Annotated in this window: 21 protein-coding genes; 2 read left to right on the top strand and 19 right to left on the bottom strand. The window is 39.4% G+C overall.

Annotated features, from left to right (window positions below; translation table 11 throughout):
* Positions 1-117 precede the first annotated feature (117 nt).
* From JOD45_RS10290 to allC, 17 genes are all read right to left on the bottom strand, one after another.
* Positions 118-1299: a right-handed parallel beta-helix repeat-containing protein gene (locus tag JOD45_RS10290; protein ID WP_205003807.1), complete on the bottom strand. Its 1182-nt coding sequence runs from the start codon at positions 1297-1299 to the stop codon at positions 118-120.
* Positions 1296-2102: a DUF6270 domain-containing protein gene (locus tag JOD45_RS10285; protein WP_205003806.1), complete on the bottom strand. Its 807-nt coding sequence runs from the start codon at positions 2100-2102 to the stop codon at positions 1296-1298. The genes JOD45_RS10290 and JOD45_RS10285 overlap by 4 nt, the downstream gene beginning before the upstream one ends.
* A gap of 19 nt (positions 2103-2121) precedes the next feature.
* Positions 2122-2901 (bottom strand): DUF6270 domain-containing protein, encoded by a 780-nt coding sequence (locus JOD45_RS10280; protein ID WP_205003805.1) that lies wholly within the window; start codon positions 2899-2901, stop codon positions 2122-2124.
* 256 nt (positions 2902-3157) lie between these two features.
* Positions 3158-4045, bottom strand: coding sequence for a ribokinase (gene rbsK / locus JOD45_RS10275; protein ID WP_205003804.1), 888 nt, complete (start codon positions 4043-4045; stop codon positions 3158-3160).
* A 260-nt stretch (positions 4046-4305) separates the two neighbouring features.
* Positions 4306-4740 carry a 3-hydroxyacyl-ACP dehydratase FabZ gene (gene fabZ, locus JOD45_RS10270; RefSeq protein ID WP_205003803.1) on the bottom strand — a complete coding sequence of 145 codons (435 nt, stop codon included), beginning with the start codon at positions 4738-4740 and terminating at the stop codon, positions 4306-4308.
* A 160-nt stretch (positions 4741-4900) separates the two neighbouring features.
* The gene (locus tag JOD45_RS10265) at positions 4901-5734 is read right to left on the bottom strand and encodes a flagellar hook-basal body protein (protein WP_205003802.1); all 834 of its coding nucleotides are present in this window, start codon (positions 5732-5734) and stop codon (positions 4901-4903) included.
* A gap of 243 nt (positions 5735-5977) precedes the next feature.
* Positions 5978-6790, bottom strand: a complete 813-nt coding sequence (locus JOD45_RS10260) for a flagellar hook-basal body protein (RefSeq protein ID WP_205003801.1) — start codon at positions 6788-6790, stop codon at positions 5978-5980.
* A gap of 78 nt (positions 6791-6868) precedes the next feature.
* Positions 6869-7876: a rod shape-determining protein gene (gene mreB, locus JOD45_RS10255; protein ID WP_205003800.1), complete on the bottom strand. Its 1008-nt coding sequence runs from the start codon at positions 7874-7876 to the stop codon at positions 6869-6871.
* Positions 7877-8068: 192 nt separating this feature from the next.
* Positions 8069-8341: a sporulation transcriptional regulator SpoIIID gene (gene spoIIID, locus JOD45_RS10250; protein WP_205003799.1), complete on the bottom strand. Its 273-nt coding sequence runs from the start codon at positions 8339-8341 to the stop codon at positions 8069-8071.
* A gap of 789 nt (positions 8342-9130) precedes the next feature.
* On the bottom strand, positions 9131-9262 hold the full coding sequence (locus tag JOD45_RS16770; RefSeq protein ID WP_275583952.1) for a hypothetical protein: 132 nt from the start codon (positions 9260-9262) through the stop codon (positions 9131-9133).
* A 102-nt stretch (positions 9263-9364) separates the two neighbouring features.
* A complete protein-coding gene (allD, locus tag JOD45_RS10245; protein WP_205003798.1) occupies positions 9365-10414 on the bottom strand; it encodes an ureidoglycolate dehydrogenase in 1050 nt (349 codons plus the stop codon).
* A 21-nt stretch (positions 10415-10435) separates the two neighbouring features.
* The gene (gene allE / locus JOD45_RS10240; protein WP_205003797.1) at positions 10436-11200 is read right to left on the bottom strand and encodes a (S)-ureidoglycine aminohydrolase; all 765 of its coding nucleotides are present in this window, start codon (positions 11198-11200) and stop codon (positions 10436-10438) included.
* A 180-nt stretch (positions 11201-11380) separates the two neighbouring features.
* Positions 11381-12430 carry an ureidoglycolate dehydrogenase gene (allD, locus tag JOD45_RS10235; RefSeq protein ID WP_205003796.1) on the bottom strand — a complete coding sequence of 350 codons (1050 nt, stop codon included), beginning with the start codon at positions 12428-12430 and terminating at the stop codon, positions 11381-11383.
* A 102-nt stretch (positions 12431-12532) separates the two neighbouring features.
* A complete protein-coding gene (locus tag JOD45_RS10230) occupies positions 12533-13861 on the bottom strand; it encodes a uracil/xanthine transporter (protein ID WP_205003795.1) in 1329 nt (442 codons plus the stop codon).
* A gap of 128 nt (positions 13862-13989) precedes the next feature.
* The gene (locus JOD45_RS10225) at positions 13990-15321 is read right to left on the bottom strand and encodes an acyl-CoA synthetase FdrA (protein ID WP_239549211.1); all 1332 of its coding nucleotides are present in this window, start codon (positions 15319-15321) and stop codon (positions 13990-13992) included.
* Between the two features lie 245 nt (positions 15322-15566).
* Positions 15567-16802, bottom strand: a complete 1236-nt coding sequence (locus JOD45_RS10220) for a pyridoxal-phosphate-dependent aminotransferase family protein (protein WP_205003793.1) — start codon at positions 16800-16802, stop codon at positions 15567-15569.
* A gap of 2 nt (positions 16803-16804) precedes the next feature.
* The gene (gene allC / locus JOD45_RS10215) at positions 16805-18061 is read right to left on the bottom strand and encodes an allantoate deiminase (RefSeq protein WP_205003792.1); all 1257 of its coding nucleotides are present in this window, start codon (positions 18059-18061) and stop codon (positions 16805-16807) included.
* Between the two features lie 442 nt (positions 18062-18503).
* Here allC and JOD45_RS10210 point away from each other — a divergent pair, with 442 nt between their 5' ends.
* Complete coding sequence (locus JOD45_RS10210) at positions 18504-20144, top strand: PucR family transcriptional regulator (RefSeq protein ID WP_205003791.1); 1641 nt, start codon at positions 18504-18506, stop codon at positions 20142-20144.
* A gap of 177 nt (positions 20145-20321) precedes the next feature.
* Here the strand turns inward: JOD45_RS10210 and JOD45_RS10205 are convergent, their stop codons facing one another.
* Positions 20322-21584 carry an MFS transporter gene (locus JOD45_RS10205; protein ID WP_205003790.1) on the bottom strand — a complete coding sequence of 421 codons (1263 nt, stop codon included), beginning with the start codon at positions 21582-21584 and terminating at the stop codon, positions 20322-20324.
* 370 nt (positions 21585-21954) lie between these two features.
* Between JOD45_RS10205 and JOD45_RS10200 the strand changes: the two genes are divergently transcribed.
* Positions 21955-23253 carry an MFS transporter gene (locus JOD45_RS10200; protein WP_205003789.1) on the top strand — a complete coding sequence of 433 codons (1299 nt, stop codon included), beginning with the start codon at positions 21955-21957 and terminating at the stop codon, positions 23251-23253.
* A 121-nt stretch (positions 23254-23374) separates the two neighbouring features.
* On the opposite strand, the gene JOD45_RS10195 is transcribed toward JOD45_RS10200, so the two are convergent.
* Positions 23375-24214, bottom strand: a complete 840-nt coding sequence (locus tag JOD45_RS10195) for a sugar phosphate isomerase/epimerase family protein (RefSeq protein ID WP_205003788.1) — start codon at positions 24212-24214, stop codon at positions 23375-23377.
* Positions 24215-24486: the final 272 nt, after the last annotated feature.

Raw genomic sequence — 24486 nt, 5'->3', positions numbered from 1 at the left:
CACAAAGAATAGCATGAATCGTTTCTCATGTACTGATAAAAAACGACAAACTTTTTTTTAAAAGTATTCCCACCGGCGCGCTCCAAAAATTCCTTCCGATTATGTAACTTTTGGCGTTTATAAAAAGGCTTGGTACTGGTTTTTGTTGCTGTCAAGTCTTGCATAAAAGTTCGCACCATCCGAATCAGGCAATAAATCGGGAACCGGTTCTTTTGTAACGCGCGTATTATCCGTAATAACATTGAATTGGCTATTTAGGCGATAAATAGACTGATTTCCATTTTCCAGACGATTGTTTCTAATCATATTAAAGTTTGAATCTTTCATATAAATACCCTTTTCACCTGATCCAGTAATTGTATTATTTAATATTCTGGAATAATCCACACCGTTCATGCTTATTGCATCTTTTCTGTTTTTATCAATATCATTGTTTTTTACAATCACGTTATCATAGCCTGAAAGACTAATGGCCGTATCTTTTATATCTTCAAAGACATTATTTTCTATCGTTATATTTTGGGACTTTAATATATTTCCGTTTTTGTCTCTGGCTATCCCGTGAGTGCCTACGCCTCTGATAACATTTTTAAAACGATTGCCTCGAATGGTAATATTTTTCGATATTGTATCGTCATATAAACCATAGGAAGGAAAAGAAACTTTATTTGCTACCTCTATTTGAATGGTTTCATCCAAAAGACGGTAATGACTATAATTAATGAATTGATCACAGAACTCATTATTTTCGATTCTAATATTTTTTGAACTCGCAATTTGAATGGCATGGCCTGCCTGAAAATTATAAAACTTGGCGCCTTTAATCGAAACATTATTGGCATGGTTGATATTAACAAAGAAATTACTTTTATCCATAGGAAGGTTTTTTATATTAAAGTCAAAGTTTCCGCCAATGATATGGATATTACCCTCGCCATCATATTTACCCCGCTGTTTGTATCCTTTATCCTGACCGGCATTCATAAACATAACAATTTGCTCGCCGGTTCGAATAAGGGTTGCGCGCTTATCAAAAATCAAAGTCGTGTTTTGATATAGAGATAAGGCTTTATTAACTTTATATTGCCCCGCAGGAAAATACAATTTAACGCTGCCTTTTCTTTTGGCATAATCTAATGCTTCTTGTATATTATCCGCTGTATTATCATTGTTGTTAAACCAAGTAACATTGGTGACGCCATGATTAAAAAACGTTTTGATTTCGATTCTATTCCAACTGTATATAAGATACACAATAATGATGATAGCAACTGATACGACAATATATCTCACTTTCATAACGCTAATTCATTCTCTACGATATCTTTTAAAACAATTTCATTTAATTGACTAAAGAAATCCACATAATATTTTTTGGAAAAGTGCCACGGCGAAACGCCAAATGCATGCGCACCGTCTGAAGTATAAAAATTGATGTCTTGCCTGATAAAGTCAATGTCAGGGTACTTTTGTTTAATTATTTCATAGAGTTCTCCATAAATTTTGTTTTCTTTATCCAGGAAGCGGTACTTTTTCTTGCTGAAAAATTCCATTTCATTCGCTTCATTAATATATACGTCTGTATATTTAAATTGATTTAATAATAGTTTCGTCTGGGGCAGGTTATTGTTAAGCCATTCAAGCAAATCATCTAATGATGCCATTAACATTTTGAAAAATCTATTTTTGTCGACTCTGTAATTAATTTTTTCATCGAAATGAGTATTTTTATAAAAATCGGTGTGCCTTAATCCATTTGGATTATCTGTAAAACAGCTGTCAGCATACTTCACCGTTCCATATCTCACATCAGCATATAAATCAAAAATGATATAATCCGGTTGAATATCAATCATTTCATCGCGGTACGGCTTTGTTAAATCTCTTAATACGGTATTTTGTCTATGGCGGCTTTTGATGTTTTCAAGATTTAAGTCTTTGGGGACCTCAGGCACTGATTTAGATACAAAGCTAATTATCGAAGATTGCCACGCTGTACTGACACACTCGTAAATGTCTTTATAGTTATTTATAAATTTGCTATTAAAAACATCCCTTGATACACATGAACCGATAACGCCTACTTTTATTTTGCGACTCATCTTTATATCTGATTCCTTTCTAATGTCCTAACAAATCACCAATAATATATGTTAATAGTTTTTGCTGAAAATCAATATAATAACTGGATTCATAATGATTGAATCCTATTCCCCATTTATGTTTCGAATTAGAAAAATATTTTTTGTCTTGCATACTAATGACATGAACGGGCAAGCCATGCGATAGAGATATTTCTTCGAATTGATTGGAAACGCGGTTAATGCGCTCCGAGCGTTTTAAAATGTCTGTACGATTCAAACTGCGCAATATATAATGATCATCATAATATGCTCCTGCAAATTGCGGTATATGAATGATTATTTTTGTATTCGGCAAATGATCTGAAAGGAAACGGCATATCGCTTCAAAGCGATCTTTCAGCAGACCTTCGAATGCTTCCCTATTATGATTAAAAGAATACTTTTCAATATGATCTTGTTCTTCAACAAAAAGTTTCAATCGGCTATTATTTGTAATAAATGAATCCTTGATTAAACATACTCCATAATTGACTTCCGCTAAAAAGTCAAAAATAATATATTCAGGATTAAACTCTAAAAGCCGCTTAAACAAATCTTTATCAATGTCCTGCTTGATGTTTTTTGCGCTAAACGCCGATACATCTTTTAGCTTATTAAAATCAATGTCAAATGGTTTATCCGATGCATAGCTGATAGCAGAGCTTTGATACTGCAGAAGTTCCCAGTTAATTATTTTTTCTAACTTATTTCTATCCGCTAGTTCAAAACAACCCCTTGTAGCGGCTGTACCAATAATCGCTAATTTGATCTTTTTCATAGTATCTCCTTACTGTTATGGATTGAATGGGTTAATCAGTTTTCAACTTCTTCCCCTACCTGTCATTTTGAAATCTTTTTCATGACTGTAAAATGAATGCTTTACAGGATGAAGTATATTAGAAAGTAAAATCATTTTATTAATATATCAAATTGGTAAATCACAGTCATTTTTTCGAGAGAATTGTAAATTAATCGTAAAATAGCCTGTTTTTTTATGATAAGCGCCGAAAAAAATGAGCCTTAGAAAATTAGGCTCATTCTTGGTATAGCATTTTTGCAACTTCTTTATCAGTCGGCATCCCGGCTTGTGCCCCTAACTTTGTCACAGCGAGTGCTCCAACTGCGTTAGCGTAACGGCATGACGCCTTAAGCGATTCACCTTTGGCAAGCCGCACGGCCAATGCACCATTAAAGGAATCTCCAGCGCCGGTAGTATCGACGACGTTTACCTTATAGCCTGGAACATGAATGTCTTTACCGTCCTCAAAGAAAACTGTCCCTTCGCCGCCTTTTGTGATAACGAGTTTTTGCTTAAGGTCTTCCGGGTCCCCTTCATAATCTTTCATCAGTTGTTCGTATTCGTGTTCATTAGGCGTGATAACATCAGCATAATGAATCAGTTCGTCGGGCAGTTTTTGAATCGGCGCCGGATTGAGAATGACTTTGACCTTATGATGATGAGCCATTTCAGCTGCCTTAACAACGGTTGAGAGCGGAATTTCCAACTGCAAGAGAACGGCATCGCTTTGGGCAATCGCTTCTTCGTATTCTGTGATTGAAGCTTCAGTTAGGGCAGCATTGGCGCCGGGGACAACAATAATGCTGTTATCGCCTTCCGCTAGCGTGATAGCGGCGATGCCAGTTTCACGATCTGCTAATGTTTTGACCTTACTGGTGTCAATGCCTTCTTTTTTTAAATTCTCAATGAGCTCTCGACCGAAGACATCATCACCGACACAGCCAATCATGGTTACCGCTCCGCCGAGACGTGCAGCCGAGACAGCTTGATTGGCTCCCTTTCCGCCGGGTATCATCGAGAATCTGTCGCCAAGAATCGTTTCTCCCGCTTCCGGTCTTTTATTTGATTCGGTAACCAAATCCATATTGATGCTTCCGACCACAGTGATTTTTGGTTGTGACATACTCATTCTCCTTTAAAGCGTGCTTCCCTTATCTTTCACAAGCGAACAATTATTTTTGCAATCTTTTTTCTAATTTTTTGTTTCATTTATTTTAATTCGGGGTATATAAAAGTATAACCATTGATTGACCAATGCCTTTTCTTTTCATTACTTAATTCTCCCTAAAATATTGAAACCAACCACGCAAAAATTTGTGGTTGGTCTTTTTTTGCCTTCACGGCAGGGAAACCCTGTCATTTTCATCGTTAGCGCGGCATACGTTATTCCTGTTTGTCGCCTAACGCAAACATCATTTCAGTTTCGCAGGCAACCTCTCCGTTTACTGTCGCGATGCCTTTGCCTTTACCCATCGTGCCGCGAACACGAGTCATTTCGACTTCAAGCTTTAGTTGGTCGCCAGGTCTTACCTGACGCTTGAATCGGCACTTGTCAATTCCAGCAAAGAAAGCGAGCCGTCCGCGATTTTCTTCTTTCTTAAGCATAGCTACGGCACCGACTTGAGCAAGCGCCTCAACGATCAAAACACCAGGCATAACAGGATAACTTGGAAAATGACCATTGAAAAACGGTTCATTGGCAGACACATTTTTTAACCCTACTGCCTTCTTGCCTTCCTCGACTTCAAGAATTTGGTCAATTAATAAAAATGGATAACGGTGCGGAATAATATCCTTGATTTCATCAATCGTTAGCATATCATCTCTACCTTTCGAAATAGTTTTTCATACGATGTATAACATTAGGAAAACAGCCGGCTGAATATCTTCAGCGCAGCTTTCGGGCAGCGGCATTGCTTCCTCCGAGTATGCCGCCGGTACAGAAGTAACGAATCAAATTTTTCTTTATGTATTCATTTTATCTTAAACTGTTGGCCAATCCCATCATCTGATCAGCAATAGATATAGCTCTAGCGTTCATTTGATAGGATCTTTCCATGCTGATGAGATCTGTCATTTCTTTTGAAAGATCAACGTTCGAAGCTTCAAGCGCCCCTTGCTTGATATTAGCCTCAGCCTGTCCAACCGGCTCAACGACATCATTCACAGTATACCCTAATCCGTTCAACGGCGGTAGGGTATATATATTTTCGCCGTTTGCCTGCAAAACTTGCGGGTATTTAATATTGACAACCCCAATGGCTCCCGCTTGAAAGTTCTCCCCATCAGTACGCAACACGTTGATGACGCCGGATTTATCAATTTTAATGCCGCGAACATCCGCCGGTACGTAGATAGGCTGGTTGTCTGAATCCAGGACATCATTGCCGTCAGCCGTAACGAGCTTCATCGCGTTATTTTGATCGGGCCGTAAATAAAAAGTACCGTTACGCGTATACATGATGGTTTGTTCACCGCGGTTGTTCTTTACACCAATTTTGAAAAAGTGATCGGGGTTCAGTAAGGCTAGATCAAGGGATCGCCTTGTCGGTTTCATTGAACCTTGATTCATATTCAAATCGATATTTCCAAGTTTCGCTCCTGTACCTGCGCGAATACCATCAGGCGTTAAGCGTCCGTTACGATCTTTTCCTGAAAGATTATTAAGTTGTTGAACGAGCAAATCCGCAAATTCAGCTCCCTGTGATTTATAACCTGTTGTACTGGCGTTAGCCATATTATTGGATATTAAATCCATTTTATTCTGTAATTGACCCATTGTTACAGCGGCGGTCATGAGCGAACGATCCATGGATTTCCCTCCTTAAACGTTACCATATATTATGGTCAGCCTTTCGCTATCTTTGCGCCATCATATCATCAATCAAAACCTTCATTATTTTACTCTCCCAAACAAAGTGCCATTTCGAAGTCAAACAGAACATATTTCCTGATCATTTATAAGAACATCACCCGATTTGTCCTCTCAAATTTATAAATTAGCCGCCATTTCAGCTAATGGCGGCCAATTCTTTATATATTGTATTTCAAAAAACTAACCTAGTCGCCCGACCTCATTTACAGCTTTGTCCATGCTGCGGTCATAGGCTTGCAAAACTTTTTGATTAGCTTCGAATGTTCGGTATGTTGACATGAGGTCAGTCATTTCTTGTTCAATAGAAACATTCGAGCGTTCGAGTGCCCCTTGCTTTAATTTAAAGTTTATATTTGGGTTGTTATTGGCTGCAGGCAGGGCTTGACCATTTTCCGTTCGGAAAAATGTTGAACCTTCTTTAATGAGACGGTTGGGATCAGCTGCATACGATACGCCTATTTGGGCAAATGGCTGATCATTAATGAGAATTTGCCCGTCATCAAGTATTTGAAATTTGCCAGTCGGCAGCTGAATTCTATTGCCTTCAGAATCTAGTACGTACCCACCGCCGCCGTCTGTGGCAAGATAACCTTGGCCATCAATTGTAAAGTGTCCGTTACGTGTATATTTGACGCCGCTTGGGGTTTCAACAGGGAAGAATAATGCGCCTTTTCGTCCGGTTCTTGGATTAGCGGGAAGATTGGATTGAACGAATGCTATGTCTGTTTTGTTATTGGTTTGTTTGATAGGTCCTTGGATAAAGTTCGGGATAACCTCTTGCATATAGACGCCTGTTGATAATGGGCCCACTTTCCTGGTGCCTGATTGATCGCCGCCAAGGCGGCTTAACAGCATTTCCGGAAAGCTCTTCAGGGCGGCTTGGTCTGCTTTATATCCGGGCGTATTGGCATTGGCAATATTATTTGTGATCATTTGCTGACGGCGGTTTTGTGCGATCATGCCAGCAGCCGCTGTATAAAATCCCCTAAACATGGAGCCTCCTCCTTACAAAAAGATAAGACGACTAATGGTCAATCTTTATCTCTGCACTCAGCAATTTTTAAATAATTCTCAGCCAAGTTTCGGTCGGCGCTTGGTCAGTTTGTCTAAATGCTCAAGCATAAGACCTGTACCATTTGCTACACAAGACATTGGATCTTCCGCTACGACAACCGGAACTTTTAATTCTTCAGCCAGCAGCTGATCAATGCCGTGCAGCAGGGCGCCTCCGCCTGTTAAGATAACACCCCGGTCAATGATGTCCGCGGCGAGTTCAGGCGGTGTTTTTTCCAAAATGCCTTTGGCTGCTTGTGTAATTATTGAAATTGGCTCTTCAAGCGCTTTTTGTATCTCATCAGAATGAATCGTTAATGTTTTCGGCAAGCCGTAAACCATGTCTCTTCCGCGAATTGTGATTTCTTCACTTCGGGAGCCTGGGAAGACGGTGGCGATATTCGTCTTAATGTTCTCAGCTGTACGTTCACCGATGAGCAGCTTGTACGTTTTTTTAATGTAATTAAGGATTTCTTGGTCAAATTTATCTCCTGCCATTTTTATGGACGTGGCGGTGACGATATCACCCATAGATAATACAGCAATATCAGTTGTACCACCGCCAATGTCAATTACCATGTTGCCGCTTGGCTGAAAGATATCCATCCCTGCGCCGACAGCGGCGACTTTTGGTTCTTCTTCAAGAAAGATTTGTTTGCCGCCGCTTTTTTCGGCTGCTTCGCGTATCGCTTTTTGCTCAACAGCTGTAATATTTGTTGGCGTACAAATAAGAATTCTTGGCTTTGAAAAATATCCTTTAACATTAATTTTATTAAGAAAATGACTTAGCATCATTTCCGTAATGTCAAAATCTGCAATGACCCCGTCACGGAGCGGCCTGATGGCTACAATATTGCCTGGTGTGCGCCCTACCATTTGCCTAGCTTCTTCACCTACGGCTAAAGCTTTATTAGTTGTTGTATCAATCGCTATCACTGAAGGCTCATTAAGGACAATTCCTTGACCTTTAACGTAAATCAGAACATTAGCCGTTCCAAGGTCTATTCCAATATCCCTAGAAAACATGCATTATCCTCCCTGTTTCAAACTTCAACATAATTCGTGTTTTTTCGATTTAAATCATCTTTATATTTTAACATAGAAATTTTCAAACAGGGAGTGCTTTCTTTAAAAATATGGTATTTTTCACTGACAAATTGACTATTTTTACTTTTTCAATCACATTGATTAATGCTGGTATCAAATTTCCTTATCCTTTTATATTTTAACTTCATCTTGTTCGGAATCCTTGCGATACTTGAGACGCGTGGCTTCTCCACCGCGAAGATGCCGGATAGATTTGTGATAATCGAGGACACTCTTCACTTCATTTGCGAGTTCAGGGTTAATTAACGGCAACCTTTCAGTCAAATCTTTATGGACGGTGCTTTTCGAGACACCGAACTCCTTTGCGATCACTCGCACTGTCTTTTTTGTCTCCACGATATGCTTTCCAATCTTGATTGTTCGCTCTTTGATGTAATCGTGCACACCACTCGCCTCCCAAAAGTATTAAGACATGCGAAATGAGACATTGAGCGACGGTGTCAAGGCACACGCTGGACCAATCCATTGACTGCCCCACCCCATCATGCTCACCTCAAACCCCTTTGCGGTTTTGTAACATTTTATTAAAGGGCTGAGAGTTATATGCCTAAAAGTCAAGGAGGACAAGGGATTTTGCGGAGTTTTTTAAATTGAATGACATTGAAAAAGATGCATTTGAAGCTTTTATTGTATAGCGCTGTAACCGCGGCCTGAAAATAAACAGGCATCATAAGAGCGTTATAAGATAAGGAAAGCTTTATTGAAGATAATTTGTTCATCTCTGGCATACAGATGGCCTAATTTTTTGCGGTTAGATTTTGTACTGCGATAACAAGTGTCAGCAGCGGCTCATTTATTTTATGTTTAAGTTCATTTCTATAAGTATGTTTGATTCCAACAGCTTACTGTTTTATTTTCTGACCAGTGCCGTCGCGGGCGTCTAATGGATTTAATAAAAGTCTATCGTGTCATGGCCATTTCCAAGTGCCTCTGAGGCTCATAAATCCGCCTATGCCGCTAAAAATGACAATCTAATTCCCCTAAATTTGTTTGAACCAAAATGCATTTATTCCCATGACAATAAATTAGTGAATCAATGAATCATTCAAACATAAACACACAAAAAACGAGACCATAATGAGTTCTAATTTTATTAGATAAAAAATACGTTTCTTTATTAAGCAATCGTTTTCATGATTTCTATCTTTAGTGCAGCTACTCCCGTTTTCTTATTCAGTTTGTTTCACGCTTGGTATGGTTTTTGAGTTTACAAATAGCTTGATATTTTTCCTTGATCTTTCTATTCTTAATTTTCTCTCTTAATTTCCATCTTCTTTCTAATTCTTTATGGGACAACTGAAGCATGCTAAACCTCCCAGAAGAATGATATAAAAAATAAAGGTCAGACCGCATGAACATCTTGTTCACGAGACCCAACCCTTCAATTACCGTTCATTCCGCCACTATTTACTCTGCAAAAGCATCCTTATGATCATAAGCATTGCGATGAACTATATCAGAAGTAAGGTACTCATAGATTTCACTAACGATTTCGATGCCGTTCTTTCCATATTCCTGTTCCCTTATATCGGCATCTTGTCCAGGGTAAAGCACCTGCTTGAACCCTGTTGCTGGTTTGATATGGTTTAAATCTCTCATTGTATTTGTAATATTTTGCATAAATTCAGTTAAGTTCGTAAAAAATTCAGGATTAATGACGATATGGAGCTGTCCGAGATTTCGATATTCCGAAAGGTCGCGATACATGGAAGAGACCTTATTGCCAAAAGGCAAACCTAAAAGAACACCTGATAAAACATCTACCATCATCGCAAGCCCGTACCCTTTAGGCCCGGCAACAGGGAGTAAAGCCTTGACATGAAACGGATCTGTGGTCGGCTCTCCGTTCTCATTGACTGCCCAGCTGTCAGGAATTTCTTTATTTTTGCTTCTGGCATCGAGAATTTTTCCCCAAGCCTGAACCGTTGTAGCCATATCAAATGTTAACAGCTCGCCATTAATGCCTGGTGCACAGAACGCAATCGGATTCGTGCCGTAATAGGGTTCGGCACCGCCAAAAGGAACGACCATCGGATCTGACTGGCAGACAGAAAGGCCGATCAGATTCTTTTTTGCAGCTTGCCTAGCATAGTAAGAAATCGCTCCGCTGTGCCCCATTCTCCTAACACCAACAATAGCCGCACCATTTTCTTTGGCTATAGTTACCGCTTCATCCATCGCTAATTTTGCAGCAACATGCCCCACACCGTTATCGCCGTCAAATATAGCAGTACAAGGGCCTGTTTTCTCGAATTTGAAGTCAGGGTTAGTATTAATTCCGCCTTTGGCAATACGTTCAGCATAGTATTCTACCCTGACAGCACCATGAGAATGAATCCCTCTCGCATCAGCAAACGCTAGGACATCGGCAACAGTTTCTGCATGGTCCTCATTTAATCCCGCTTTGTTTAATTTCGTTTTTATTAACTTTTTTAATTTATCTTTTGTAATTCTCAAGATGTCCCACCTCAATTCTAGTTACAATAACGCATCTCGATTACAGTCTTTGGAATAAACATAAGATAATTTTTCCCGGCCAACAGCATAGCAAGCTTGCAGACAATACGGTCCCATGAAAATATAATCGCCTTTCTTAACAGGAATCCATTGATTGTCCAAATTGTACATGCCTTCTCCTGATAATAAATAAGCGCCGTGTTCTTGAATATGAGTTTCAATAAATGGATGGCTTGCAGCCGGATCAAACGTCAAAATATGAAAATTCATATCGAATGCTAAATCATCGGTCGGCAAAAGGTCTTTGATATGAACATTTTCCATGTCATCATAGATCTTGTTTTCTAGATCATTGGCATTTCCCGAGACAATATAAGGATTGTATCCTTCAAGCGGACGATACTTTTGCTTATAAAGAAAGCACCTGGATTCCCCATCTGCTAAGTTTTCCAAATACATTTTTTCGCCTGGAGGACAATAGAGATAGCCGCCTTCTTCAAGTTCAAAGGATTCATCATTTGCAGACGCTTTAATGCGCCCTTCCAAACAATAGACAAAGGTTTCTACGCCTTCATATCCGAATCCTTGGCTGTTCCTCCCGCCTTTATGCATAGTCACGATATAATCGACAAAACTCGCGCCTAACTTCGGGGAGCCCAAAATTGATATATCGCAATTTTCAAACCCAGGAATTACATTATTAACTAGGCCCTCAGGCGTAATAAGCGCAAACTTGCCATGTTTAACAATTGATCGATTTGATAATAAATCTTTAGGATAACCCATAACTTTCTCTCCTTGTTAGATAATGTAACAACTCTTGTGTTTATTCTTTAATCACTTACTTGTATGATCGCCGCCTGCGTGACGCTGTTCCTTGTGAAGCCTTTTCAGCTCTCAAAACCGTTCATGAAGATTATTCGTACGCTATTCATGATATAAAGTTCATATAGGAAGGTAGATCAGCTATTTTGCAAAAGCATCTTTTTTGTCATAGGTATTGTTATGAATCTTGCCGGAAATCAGATATTCATAGATGTCATCTACAATCTCGATGCCATTTTCTTCATATTCCCTTTCTCTTTCAGCGCTCCTTTGTCCAGGATAATACACTTTATCAAACCCAGGAGCAGGCTTTATATTGTTTATATCCTCCATCGTTTGCGAGATATTTTCCAAAAAACCATTTAAATTCGTAAAGAATTCTGGATTAATGACAATATGGAGTTGTCCGAGATTTCTGTACTCCGTAAGATCGTGATACATTGAAGTCACATTATTCCCAAAAGGCAGTCCCAGGAGAATCCCAGATAAAATATCCACCATCATCATTAATCCGTAGCCTTTGGGACCGGCAATCGGCAATAGCGCTTTGACGTCGAACGGATCTGTTGTCGGTTCACCCTTTTCATTAACTGCCCAGGTATCGGGTATTGTTTCATTCTTAGATCTGGCGTGAAGGATTTTGCCCCATGCTTGTACAGTTGTTGCCATATCAAATTGTATGAAATAATCGTCTTTTCCAGGTGCGGCAAAGGCAATTGGATTAGTGCCATAGTATGGTTCAGCGCCTCCGTATGGAACAACCATTGGATCTGATTGGCAAACGGAAATGCCGATCAGCTTTTCTTTAGCCGCCTGCTGCACAAAATAGGAAAGCGCTCCGCTATGGCTGATTCTTCTTACACCGATCACTGCGATGCCATTTTCTCTTGCCATTTGAATAGCCTCATCCATTGCTGACTTGGCCGCAACATGTCCCGCCCCGTTATCGCCGTCAAATATGGCAGAGCAAGGACCCGTCTTCTCGAATTTAAAATCAGGATCTGTATTTATCCCGCCTTTTGCAATTCTTTCAGCATAGTATTCAACCCTCATTGCACCATGGGAATGAATGCCCCTTGCATCGGCATGCACAAGAACATCCGCAACGATTTCCGCGTGCTCTTCGGTTAAACCTGCTTTATTTAACTTCACCTTTATGAGTTCTTTTAAATGATGTTTCGCAATTCGCAAGCTCAACCCTCTCTTTCCCGTACCTATTTTTTGAATTAATTGAAAACCATGGGCGCCAAGCTTCCTTCGAGAATCACTTTACAGCTTAACCGCTTATGTTTTCTAAACATTTTTAGACTGTTTTTCTTTTGGCAAACCATAGCGATCCCATGAAAAAAAGTTTTCTAAAATCAGCGCCAGCAAAATGCCGACAAGCAGCCCGTTGCTCATTATGGGACGAATGATGCCCGGAAGCGTCGCAAATGTTGAAGGGGGCAATGTCATGATAATGATGCCAACAAATACTGGAATGGCTGATCGATAGACATTAACTGTATTAAACTTTACTTGTTTAAAGAAATGAAATGACGAGTTAAAAAGCTGCAAATAAGCAACAAACAATACAGCACTTCCAACACTCAAGGGCAATAAAGAGAATAGATGTCCAATCAGCGGAATAACGCCCATGATAACAAACATAAAACCGCCGATGATAAACGGGATTCTTTTTAAAATTTGTGTTTGGCTCAGAAAGCCGATCGACGACACATAAGGGGCAAAAGGAACAAGGCCGAATAATCCTGAAATACTAACAAAAAGACCTGAAATCGTCAGTGATGAACGATATTGTTTCTTTGTTGTTTCCGACTGGTACATAGCGTCCGTCCCTTTTAATGCACCGAACGTATTCGCTAAATTAAGTAAACCGGCAATCACAGCTGTAATGATAATACCGCTGTTCCAAGCTGGTTCGCCAATCGGAAAAATATGAAAGCTAAACGAACCCGCTTCTTCAGATGAATGCTTAGAATGAAACAAAATTGAATAAACAGTCCACCCAACAATAATGCCTATTAAAAGTGCGTAGCGGGCGATATAAGCTGGCGCCTTGATACTTATAATCATAACAATGATTGCAATGATAATCGATAATAATGCAACTGGTACATTCACCGAAGCCTTTTCGGCATTGCTGCCAAAAGGAAGCCCCAGCATCCCTTTTAAAAAGATGCGAATTAAATTAGTGCCGAAGAGAAACATGAACACACCCATGACGGCGGGATTAAAGAACTTAGACAGGTATTGTCCTGTTCCGGTCAAACCAATAATGATTGTCAAAATCCCGGAAATAATAATCCCTGTTGCCAAGCTGCCGCCCAATGTTTCTAAAGAAATCCCTTGTATACCTGCGGTCGAGCAAAGCGTCAAAATAATTCCCCACCAAAGACCGGACTGACCTTCCATAATTGCCCGTCTATGTCCAATCAAGGCTTGAATCATACAAGCAATTCCTACAGTTATAAAAGAAAATTGCAGAAGAAAAATAATTTTTTCTTGCGAAAGTTGAAAGGCAGCGCCAATGGTGACAGGTATAACAACCGTATTGGCAAAAATAAAGAAAAGCCACTGCAATCCTGATATCCAATTACTCGCCTTCAATAATTCATTCAAAACGACCACCACCCCCTATAACATATACACAAGTAAAATATAACAAATGAATTGGTGGTGAGTCTTAAAAAGCGTTCAATATTAGATGGCTTACTATAGCATCGGTTTACGCGTGAAACCGCAATCCGTTATTGATTTACTGACAGCTGCTGGCATTGAAACCTCGTTTCAGCAAAACCGACATTAATGACGCGAGGTTTATTTGAAATAACTGCATCCGGTTCTAATGTTGCAATAAGCTCGCTTTGTGCTTTCTCCTCGCTATCAGCGGATTTAAGATATTTAATGATTTCGATCGCGAGACGGGTCGCCTGTGCATTGTTTCCAGCAACTATGGCACCAGCTTCTTCAAACTTCTTGACTTGTTCACTGTGTTTTAGCGGGTCTCTTTCACTCCCTGTCACTGATACGATAAAAACTAAAGGCCTGTTTGCTTTTGCTTCCTTAATAACCGGCGCAAAAACACCTGCCATATCTTCATGGCCACCGCACCCAATCACATGATCAAGCAAAATAACTGCAGTTTCGGGATAATTGACCGCCTCACTTACAAAATCAACCCATAGAGAAGGATCGATCATTGGGTGCGCCCGTCCTTGTGTATATGCATCATCGCCTAAGTTAATGATTTCGGTTCCATTGTGTCTAAGCATAATGCCTTCAGGGTATTCAACTGCAGGATCAATATTGAAAACATCTTCGATGATCATCGCTGCTTCAAGAGCCAATGCTCCGCCGCAGTAATAGCCTTTGATTTCACGCTGCCCTTCATTTGATTTTATTTTCTTGATATCCTCATTTTCACGAATCCATTGTTTGAGATGGATATCGCTGTTCCTTGACAAGTCAAGAGCAATGCTCGCCGTTTCTTTGAGCGTACAAGCATAGTGGACATTATCATGATCTTCACGAGGCTTTTCACCAATAAACGCAGCAACCACAGGCTTATTTAAGGTTATAAATACATTAACGACTTTATCGCGAACTTCCGGTGCCGGCGGCTCAGAAATAAATACAATAATATCTGTTTCGGGGTCGTGCGCAAGCGTTTCAAGGCTTCTAATTGCCGCTACCGCTCCAACCCCCTGCGATAAGTCACGGCCGCCGGTGCCAATTGCATAGGAAATGCCTCCGCCTTTTCTTGAGATGATGGCTGCCGCTTCTTGAATACCGGTCCCTGAAGCACCGACAATACCTATATTCCCCTTCTCAATCACATTGGCACACGCAACAGGATCTTCTTGAAGAATACCAGTGCCGCAGTCAGGCCCTATTACAATAAGGCCTTTCTCCTGCGCCTTCTGTTGTTTCGGCTGAACTTCTTCTAAACTATTTTCGACAACCATTTCATCATCTGAATCAATAATGGTACAAAGATCGTTTGGACTTGCATCTTCGGATTCATCCTTATAAAACCATGAATTCATAAAAATATCTTTGTTAGCCGAGGTGCCCATCATGACTGACACTTGATTGACACCTTCTGTCGATAATAAGGATTTAATAATAAAATGAGGTTAACGGAGTCCTGATATGTGTTCTTTTTAACCACTGTATAAAGCACATTTTTCACTCCAAACTTTTAGGAACCATTAAATGATGTTATAACTATTCATTCATTTAGTGCCTTTTACTCCTAAAGGCATTACAAACGATACTAGTATGAAAAGCTGAACTAATAGAGTTTGCTACTAGATTCCACATTTTAAACAGTGGCGGCTAATTGATCGACATTTTCATAAATGCCTAAGGCTGTTTGCAAGGCTTCTCCACGGTTCACCTTAGCGCCATATTTTATTAGTGTAGCTTCCAAAGCGCCAAGGACCTTTAGAATATTTTCCTTGCGGCAGCTGTAGCCCATGGAACCAATTCTCAATATTTGACCTTTTAATGGACCAAATGCCGCTGCAATTTCAACGCCGAAATGCTCCAGTAAAGTCCTGCGAATATCCTCTTCCTTAATGCCCTCAGGGACTTTGATGCACGTCACATTAGTCATCTTATGTTCAGTATCGCCGAATAACGCAACACCCATTGCTTCCAAACCTGCAACAAGGGCTTTCTCGTGTAATTTGTGGCGCTTAAAACGTGCTTTAAGGCCCTCCTCTTTTATGACACGCAGCCCTTCACGAAGCCCATAAAGCATTGAAGTTGCTTCAGTATGGTGATTCAGGCGATCCGGCCCCCAATAATCTTGAATTTGGCTTAAATCAAGATAATTGCTTTGAATTCTTCTGCTATTCGAAGAAAACTCTGATAGGCCCCGTTCAATTTTTTTACGCGCCTTAAGAATCTTTTCAATCCGTTCATTATAGGTGAGCGGCGCCATACCGGACGGAACGCCCAAACATTTTTGCGTGCCGGTAATAACTGCATCCAAACACCATTCATCTGTTCTTACGTCAATGCCGCCTAAAGTCGCAACAGCATCAACAGCAATCAATACATCGTTTTCGCGGCAAAAACGTCCTATTTCTTCAAGAGGCTGTAAGCGTCCTGTGGATGTTTCGCCGTGAACAATGACTACCAACTTTGGTTTCACCCGCTTAATGGCTTCAATGACTTCTTCAGGATCAAATACTTCTCCCCACTCTTTTTCTAACGTATGGATTTCAGCATTGCAGCGGCTTGCGATTTCCTGAAGCAAATAGCCAAAACGTCCAAAGATAGGGATCAGCACCTTATCACCCGGTTCGATGACACTGCATAAGAGCGCTTCGAGACCGGCCCTAGATGTACCGTCTATTGGAAATGCCCACTTATTATTTGTCTGAAAAGCATATTTCAAAAGGTCCATTGTTTCATTCATAAGCTCTAAAAATTTAGGATCAAACTGTCCGATAATCGGCGTTGTCATAGCTCTTAGAACGCGCGGGTCAGCTTCTACCGGCCCCGGCGTCATAATCGTTCTCATCGGCGTATCCAAATCAGTATAACTCATTTCTAAACCCCTTCTTCCTGATATCCTAATTTGTATAATGCTCCTATTAGAGCTTTAACACCCTCGGCCAAATCACAGGGCTCTGTAAATTCAGCCGGATTGTGACTAATACCTTTGCGGCTGGGAACGAAAATCATCGCTGCCGGCACCACTTCTGCAAAATTTTGTGCATCGTGGCCGGCACCGCTGTGCATTAACCTGTAATTTAATTTGTTTTCATCACATTGATTTTGAATGATTTTCACAATTCTTTGGTCCATCGGTACAGGATCAGCATCCATCCACATGTCTATATTGATTTCTACACCTAGCTTGTCTGCAATTTTACGCATTTTCGCGGTCACTTTATCAGCAAATGCCTCAAGTAACGCCTTAGATGTATGCCTTATATCAAGCGTAAAAACGGCCTTTCCCGGTACGACGTTAACTATATTTGGCTCAAGCATTATTTTGCCGACTGTCGCCACTAAAGGATCGCCATACGATAATGCCAATTCATTTATTTCACAAACCATTCGGCTGGCTGCATTCATTGCGTCTTTGCGATATTTCATTGGCGTTGTGCCGGCATGATTGGCTTGGCCTGTCACTTCGATTGTAAAACGTCTTTGACCGACGATATGCTCAACAATGCCTATTGGAAAACCCTCTGTTTCTAAAACATTCCCTTGTTCAACATGAAGTTCAATATAAGCTTTTAAATCGTCGCGAATCTTTTCAGGGTTTTTCTTATAATCGCATCCCGCCTTATGCATGGCTTCTTCAAATGAAATGCCATCAAAATCCTTTAGTTCTTTCACATCTTCTTTTCTCGCTTTTCCAACGATATTATTTGATCCCCAAAAAGTATAAGGAAAACGGCTGCCTTCCTCTTCAGCCATTGACACTACCTCAATATTGCGAAGAGGCTGACCATACTTTCTTTTCAAATATTTAATCGCAATAAAGCCGGCAACAATTCCGTATTGACCGTCATATAAGCCTCCGTTTTTAACCGTGTCGACATGGGAGCCTGTAAGAATCGTTTCATCCTTATATACCGATCCTTCAAGTCTTCCAAATAAATTGCCGACTTCGTCTTGGTGGACGGTTAATCCCTCATCCTCGAACAATTTTGCGAGTGATCTTTGAGCATCTATCCATTCTTGAGTATATAAAAGTCTTGAAATCCCGCCTTCTGAATCACGGCCAAATTGTCCAAGCCATTCCAGGGTTTTGACCGTTTCTTCTTCTATATTAAGGTCAACTTTAGTATTCATCAGCTCCACCTTTCACTTCTTTTTTGTTTACTTAATCTAAACTGCCTTTTAATCTAATAGAACCAGCCAGCAGGATCTCCTGCACGTCTTTTTCGATAATCATAGACTTTATGACAGAACAAAGGAGATATCGTGGTTTCGAAATTCATCTTTCTTCCTATATAAAGGCTGAATTTATTTTTTTATATTGAAAATTTCTTCTACAGCTATATCTGCTTCCTTACCCAAACATTAATCCGTGTCCCTAGCCCCCCATCTTTTTATCTATGAAAATGCCTTAAAACTTCAAGTAATGTACAAAATTTTCTTTATTTATAAGTTTAATTGTTCATTATTTTAAAGTCATTGTCTAAAATTAATAAATTTTCTTTTGATTTTTATGCATAATTAACATAAAATAGATTTTAATAAAAAACAAAAGGAAAATTCGAGGGGTTATTGTATGAAAACTGTTAATGATTTATTTATTTTGGAACCGCTTAAAGCATGCAAAATCCTTGCCGGCCACCGGGGGTTAGAAAGAACCGTGACATTTGTAAACACTTCCGACACACCGGATGTAAATCTATTTTTAGATAAACATCATATGCTCCTGACTACTGGTTACGGATTTAAAGATGACAGCGAAGGATTTTGCGAATTAATTAAAGAAATGAACAGAAAATCTTGCGCAGGCATTATCATCAAACTAAAACGCTTTCACAAACACCTTCCTGAAGAAGTTAAATTACTCGCAGACGACCTGGCCATGCCAATAATTGAATTGCCGATGTCGTTTACCTTAGGCGAAGTTTCCCAGCAAATTTTAAATTATTTAAATAATGATAAATTAGAAGAATTGTTTTATGCGATCCATATTCATCAAAAATTTTCAGAAATGATGATGAAAGAATATAGTTTAAGTTCACTTGTTGAACAACTCGGCTATTTTTTGAAACGGCCTGCTATGCTGTTAAATCATCGCGGCGAATCTTTGGCTCTTTCTCATGAGTTTCGAAAAGATTCAATGAAAGAAATGAAAGATATGATTCTAAATAAAGTTAGAAATCATTTAGAAGCTGCCAGCAGCGGCGCCACATTTGAACCTTTTGCTGTAAAAGGGCAAGGTGAACGATCGATAACTACATTCCCAGTAATAACCAAGCACCAGACACCGAGTATATTGGTCATTGTCGATGCTTCAACCTTGCCATATCCGGCTTCAAAATTAGCCATCGAACAAGCTTCAAATGTTATATCATTTACAATTATTAAGCAGCAGGCGATTCAAGAAAATGAAAAACAATTTAAAAATAACTTTTTTGCGGATTTAATTGATGGAAGGATAACTTCAGAAGATGAAATTTTAACCGTCGGCAATTATTACGGGTTGGAAAAGGATAAGCATTATGTCTGTGTCGCTTGCCAATTGGATGGAGAAAACCATAGAAACGATCAAGCCAATAATATACAAGCAGATGAAATAGGCAAGCTGCATAATGCCGTTTATGACTTTCTTGAAGATGAACTCGCCCAAACAGAGATAAACGGTGTTCTATTTACAAAAGAAAAATATTATGTCATGCTTCTCCAATTTTCGACATACAATTCAGAAGCAAAAAGAATGACTTCATCTTTCTTAAAACGCATACAGGAAAATTCATTAGATAACCCTTTATCATTCGGCGTCAGCAGTCATGTACAATCGGTCAATAATATACCCACAGCATATCATGAAGCCATAGATACGATTAAGCACGGCTATGAATTAAATAAAAGCCAGTTTATTCAACACTATAAAATTAAGGAAATGAAAGAACTCTTACTAATGATTCCATCTAAACACTTAAAAGAATTCTGTGAAAATACCCTTCGTGATCTTGCGCATCCTAAATCAAAAGAGGATGCTGAATTATTAAAAACCCTTGAAATCTTCCTTAATTTACAAGGAGAAATATCAGAAACATCAAGGAAAATGTTTATTCACCGCAATACGGTTAAATACCGGATCAATAAATGCGAATCCATCATGGACTGTTCAATCCAAGATCCTGAAGATACTTTACGGATTCGCGTCGCTCTTTTAATTATGTCTCTTTTATAAAAATAGAGCAGGATAACTTTTATACATGTTATCCTGCTTTTTTCGTTGAAAGCTTTTTTTAAATGAAAGCTCCGTGTTAAAAGTATCACAACCAAAATTCCACATACATATCACGATTTATGGGTGACATCGGATGACAAAATGACTCAAAACTTAAAATAGGTTCAATTAAATTTCTCATTTAACTTTTGATTTCTCCTTATAAAAAATCATTATAATCATCCCTAAAACAAGGACAATAACCGCTGAGTAAAATCCAGAGGCCATGCTGCCTGTTTTATCCGAGAGAAGCCCTGTAAACCATGGTGCAATAATTGAGGATATCATACCTATAAAATTATAAAGGCTAAAGGCTGTACCATAAGTTGTTTTACTGACATTCTCGGAAACTGATGATATAAGTATCGGATCAAGAGCAATCTTACCGAACATCCCATAAATAACCAAGGCAGCAATCAACAATGGAACGCTTTGAATATAAATAGTCGCCCATAATGCTATTGCAGATACTGGGATAAGAACGAAAGCGAACGGTTTTTTACGGCCCATTCGATCTGAAATATAACTTGCTATAAGTGCCCCAGGAATGGAGGCTAATGGGACCAAAGCTGATATCAGGCCGACTGCGCTGCCTTCAAACCCTCGTTCTGTCGTTAAAAACTTGGGCAGCCAAGTAACGATAACGGTAAAGCCATAAATAGAGCAAAATAATTCAAGAAATATAATCAAAAGATTTCGATTTTTAAGAAGGGCAATAATTGATACTTTCTCTCCCTTTTCTTCCCCCGATGCAGCCGCTGTCTCGCTTTCTTGCTTCGGCTTCTTCCTATTCTCCTTAACTGTTATGGCTATAAATATCCCGACCAGAACAGTAAGTGCTCCGAAGATATAAAAAGGGACACGCCAGCTTATGCCTTTATCCAATACCAATGTGCTTGAGAGAATAAAACCCAATGCAGTGCCTATGCCTGATCCACTGTTAATGATTGCGCTTCCAACTGTTCTGTGTTTTTCCGGAATGGCTTCAGATGACAGCGCAAATTGCGGACCGTACCATGTTGACGCGGTAAGCCCCGCCAATGCCCTCGCAACTAAAAAACTTATAAAGCCAGCCATTAGACCGCTTACGCCTGTGAAAATGCCAAATAATATAAATCCAGTAACAAGCAATAGTTTCCTGCCGTATTTATCACTGAATGTTCCCACAGGAACCTGAGCAAATGTGTAGGTCAGATAAAAGATGCTGTTAACAAGTCCAAGCTGTGCGTTATTAAGATGATAATCCGCCCCGATATCTCCTAAAATTGGATTTAAAAAATATTTGTCCGCATTTATAAACATCCAGCCTAATGTAAATGCAATAACTGCTTTCCACCAATATGGTATCTTACTTTTTGTTTTATTGAAGCTGTTCGGTTCTTCTCTCTTTCCCGTCATCATATTTTGACGCTCCCCCTTTTCATTCAATAGTCGATTTTTTTGGACAATATTCGACATTTTCTATTTCATTTTAAAAGATGAATAGGATTACTACATTGGCCAAATAAAACAAATTTTTAATGTTTTATTATTTAATATGCTGATAATTCGCTTTCATTTTGTAATAAATAAATAACGATATGTACAAATTGTATAAAAAATGTTTGTTATTTATTAATATTAAATAGTCATTGCCCTTTACTTTTGTTTAACTTAAATAGTGAGATAATTTAGATTATTAATTATCATTAATAAAACACTTTCAAATGCGACAAAGCATTTAGTCCCGCTGAATTTTAAATCTTACATTAATTTAAGAGGAGGTTATTTCATGAACGGTTATAATCAAAAGAAGCAAACCGAACAACGCTGGAAGGTACGGTACACTGTTTTGCTGTTATTATGGGTCTGTTGGATGCTTTCGTTTTTAGACAGAATGGTTATCACTATAGCTTTGCCTTTTATAGGGAAAGACTTTAATATCGGCGCTGCTGCACAAGGCCTTATTATAAGTGCCTTTTTCATTGGCTACGCTATCTTTCAAATCCCCGGCGGCATACTGGCAGATAAATTTGGCTTTAGAAGGGTCATGAGTTTTGCCATTGGCTGGTGGTCGTTATTTACTATGTTAACTGGTGTTATTTTCTCTTTTCCCCTTATGTTAGCCTGCCGTTTTTTATTTGGTTTAGGCGAAGCGCCTTTACCCGGTTCATCGTATAAAGGGATTGCAACCTACTTCCCAAGCAAAGAACGAGGAACCGCAACCAGCATACAATCTACAGTTAATACCTTGGGGCCCGCTGTCGCCACAATCGCTGCAGCAGCGATTATTTCATCTTTTGGTTGGCGCCCTGTTTTCATTTGTATAGGAATCCCCGGTCTATTTATTGGCTTTTTAATCTGGTTCATCATTAAAGATAATCCGTCAGATCATCCAAAGATAACAAAAGCTGAACTTGAAGAGCTTAAAGAAGATGAAGAATTTGGACAAGGTCAGCAAAAACAAAATATCAGCTTTAAGGAGGTTCTTAGAAAGCCCATACTATGGCAGACAACGCTGATTTGGTTCTTTTTTGACATTACTTTCTGGGGGTTTACGTCGTGGCTTCCTTCTTATTTGATAAATGTCCGCGGCTTCTCCTTAATGTCGACGGGAATCTTCAGTGCATTACCATACTTAATTGGCACTGTTACCATGGTTTTCGGCGGCTATCTATCTGACCGCTTTCAAGGGAACAGGAAATGGATTTTTATTCCGAACGTTTTGATTGGCGCTGTCGTCCTTTACTTAATGTTTCAAGCACCGACAAACACGATGGTTATTACTTATCAATGCATTGCCGCATTTTTTATGTTCATGGCACAAGGATCTTTCTGGGGATTGGTTGTTGACAGCTTGCCATCCAAAATTATGGCGACCTCTTCCTCTGTTGTGAATTGCGGCGGCTCAATCGCCGGGTTTATGTCGCCATTTATTATGGGTCTTTTGATTGAAGCCAGCGGCGGCAATTATAGAACAGCCTTTATATTTATTGCTATCGCTCTTATTATATCTGCAGCCATTGCGCTTACTGTCCGTTCCAAATCGAATAATAACAAACGGAATACGGCAGAAACTATTGAAGCATAACGCTAAAAAAAACGTTCCTCCAAAGCAGGAGGAACGTTTTTTATCAGCGGTTAATTAACTGGTCATAGCTGCATTTGCAAAAAGTCTATTAATAAACCGTTTTGCGTTGCAAAGTAAACTTCTATTGATGAACTTCACTTTCTATTAATTTAAAAACTGCCGTTAAATTTGCCGATGTACTGTTCGCTAAATGTTCCAAACATTCACTGCACGCATAAGGATAAGGGGGTGTTGCTATAACATGTCGGTTATAAGGGATATCGTTAATTGCTTTCATCACTGCTGGCCAATTCGTATCCCCTTCAAGTATTGGAACAAAATCACCAGCCCTTAACCGGTAATCTTTTAAATGGATGGCAACAATTCTAGAGCCCAGCAAAGAAATGAAGTGTTCAGGGAATCCCGTTACTAATGCATTTCCATTGTCAAAATACGCCTTCAGGGAAGGATGGTTGATTTCATCGAGAAACCGGGTAAATTCCAGTGCACTAGGCAAAAATTTATTGCAAACATTTTCAATGCCTATAGTGACACCATAGGAAGAAGCTTTAGATGCCAAACGACTTAAAGATTCCTGAGCAAGGCTATAAGCTTTTTTGTAACAAGTCTTTGGATTAACAGTACCAGGGACGATCTGCACTACCTCAGCCCCCATCTCCGCTGCCATTTCCAGCATATGTAATGCTGTCTCTTCACCCCGCCCGCGAAGTTTGCTATCTTCAGAGGAGAGAGGATAATAATTAAGCAATCCAGTTGAAACAGAATAGACTTTTAAACCAAATTCCTCAGCCATTTGTTTCACTTCTCTTGCTTTATGCGGCTTGGTATTAAGTGTAAGATCTCCCTCCGATTCACGGATATTGAGCTCAACACTACTAAATCCAGCATCACTTGCTACAGAAAGGAATTTTCGAACCTCCCATGCAGGGATGAAAACGGCATCACTCAAACCTTTTTTCATTGTTATACAACACCTCCATACTGTTGAATAACAAAATCATACCACGCTATCATTCTGAATTCAACAAAAATTACAGCAAATTGCACAATCGTTTGTTCAATATTGCTCAAAAATTCATCTCGAATCCTCATTATACACAATTGGCCGTTCATAAATTTTTTGCTGCAAGTCTTTAAATAGGTTCTACGTCAAATGTTGGGGTAGGAGTAATAGCTTCTACTCCTTAACCCAACTGATATCCCGTTGATTTATATTGATGATGTAATAATATA

The sequence above is a fragment of the Scopulibacillus daqui genome (assembly GCF_016908855.1).
Taxonomy (GTDB): domain Bacteria; phylum Bacillota; class Bacilli; order Bacillales; family Sporolactobacillaceae; genus Scopulibacillus_A; species Scopulibacillus_A daqui.
This window is presented reverse-complemented; position numbering and strand designations above follow the sequence as displayed.

Coding starts and splice junctions, on each gene's coding strand:
- JOD45_RS10195 (WP_205003788.1), bottom strand. CDS start 24,214: ATGAAAAAAGGTTTGAGTGATGCCGTTTTCATCCCTGCATGGGAGGTT.
- JOD45_RS10205 (WP_205003790.1), bottom strand. CDS start 21,584: ATGATGACGGGAAAGAGAGAAGAACCGAACAGCTTCAATAAAACAAAA.
- JOD45_RS10225 (WP_239549211.1), bottom strand. CDS start 15,321: ATGATGGGCACCTCGGCTAACAAAGATATTTTTATGAATTCATGGTTT.
- JOD45_RS10260 (WP_205003801.1), bottom strand. CDS start 6,790: ATGTTTAGGGGATTTTATACAGCGGCTGCTGGCATGATCGCACAAAAC.
- JOD45_RS10200 (WP_205003789.1), top strand. CDS start 21,955: ATGAACGGTTATAATCAAAAGAAGCAAACCGAACAACGCTGGAAGGTA.
- JOD45_RS10290 (WP_205003807.1), bottom strand. CDS start 1,299: ATGAAAGTGAGATATATTGTCGTATCAGTTGCTATCATCATTATTGTG.
- JOD45_RS10285 (WP_205003806.1), bottom strand. CDS start 2,102: ATGAGTCGCAAAATAAAAGTAGGCGTTATCGGTTCATGTGTATCAAGG.
- allE (WP_205003797.1), bottom strand. CDS start 11,200: ATGGGTTATCCTAAAGATTTATTATCAAATCGATCAATTGTTAAACAT.
- JOD45_RS10220 (WP_205003793.1), bottom strand. CDS start 16,802: ATGAGTTATACTGATTTGGATACGCCGATGAGAACGATTATGACGCCG.
- JOD45_RS16770 (WP_275583952.1), bottom strand. CDS start 9,262: ATGCTTCAGTTGTCCCATAAAGAATTAGAAAGAAGATGGAAATTAAGA.
- JOD45_RS10210 (WP_205003791.1), top strand. CDS start 18,504: ATGAAAACTGTTAATGATTTATTTATTTTGGAACCGCTTAAAGCATGC.
- allC (WP_205003792.1), bottom strand. CDS start 18,061: ATGAATACTAAAGTTGACCTTAATATAGAAGAAGAAACGGTCAAAACC.
- fabZ (WP_205003803.1), bottom strand. CDS start 4,740: ATGCTAACGATTGATGAAATCAAGGATATTATTCCGCACCGTTATCCA.
- mreB (WP_205003800.1), bottom strand. CDS start 7,876: ATGTTTTCTAGGGATATTGGAATAGACCTTGGAACGGCTAATGTTCTG.
- JOD45_RS10265 (WP_205003802.1), bottom strand. CDS start 5,734: ATGGATCGTTCGCTCATGACCGCCGCTGTAACAATGGGTCAATTACAG.
- rbsK (WP_205003804.1), bottom strand. CDS start 4,045: ATGTCACAACCAAAAATCACTGTGGTCGGAAGCATCAATATGGATTTG.
- JOD45_RS10280 (WP_205003805.1), bottom strand. CDS start 2,901: ATGAAAAAGATCAAATTAGCGATTATTGGTACAGCCGCTACAAGGGGT.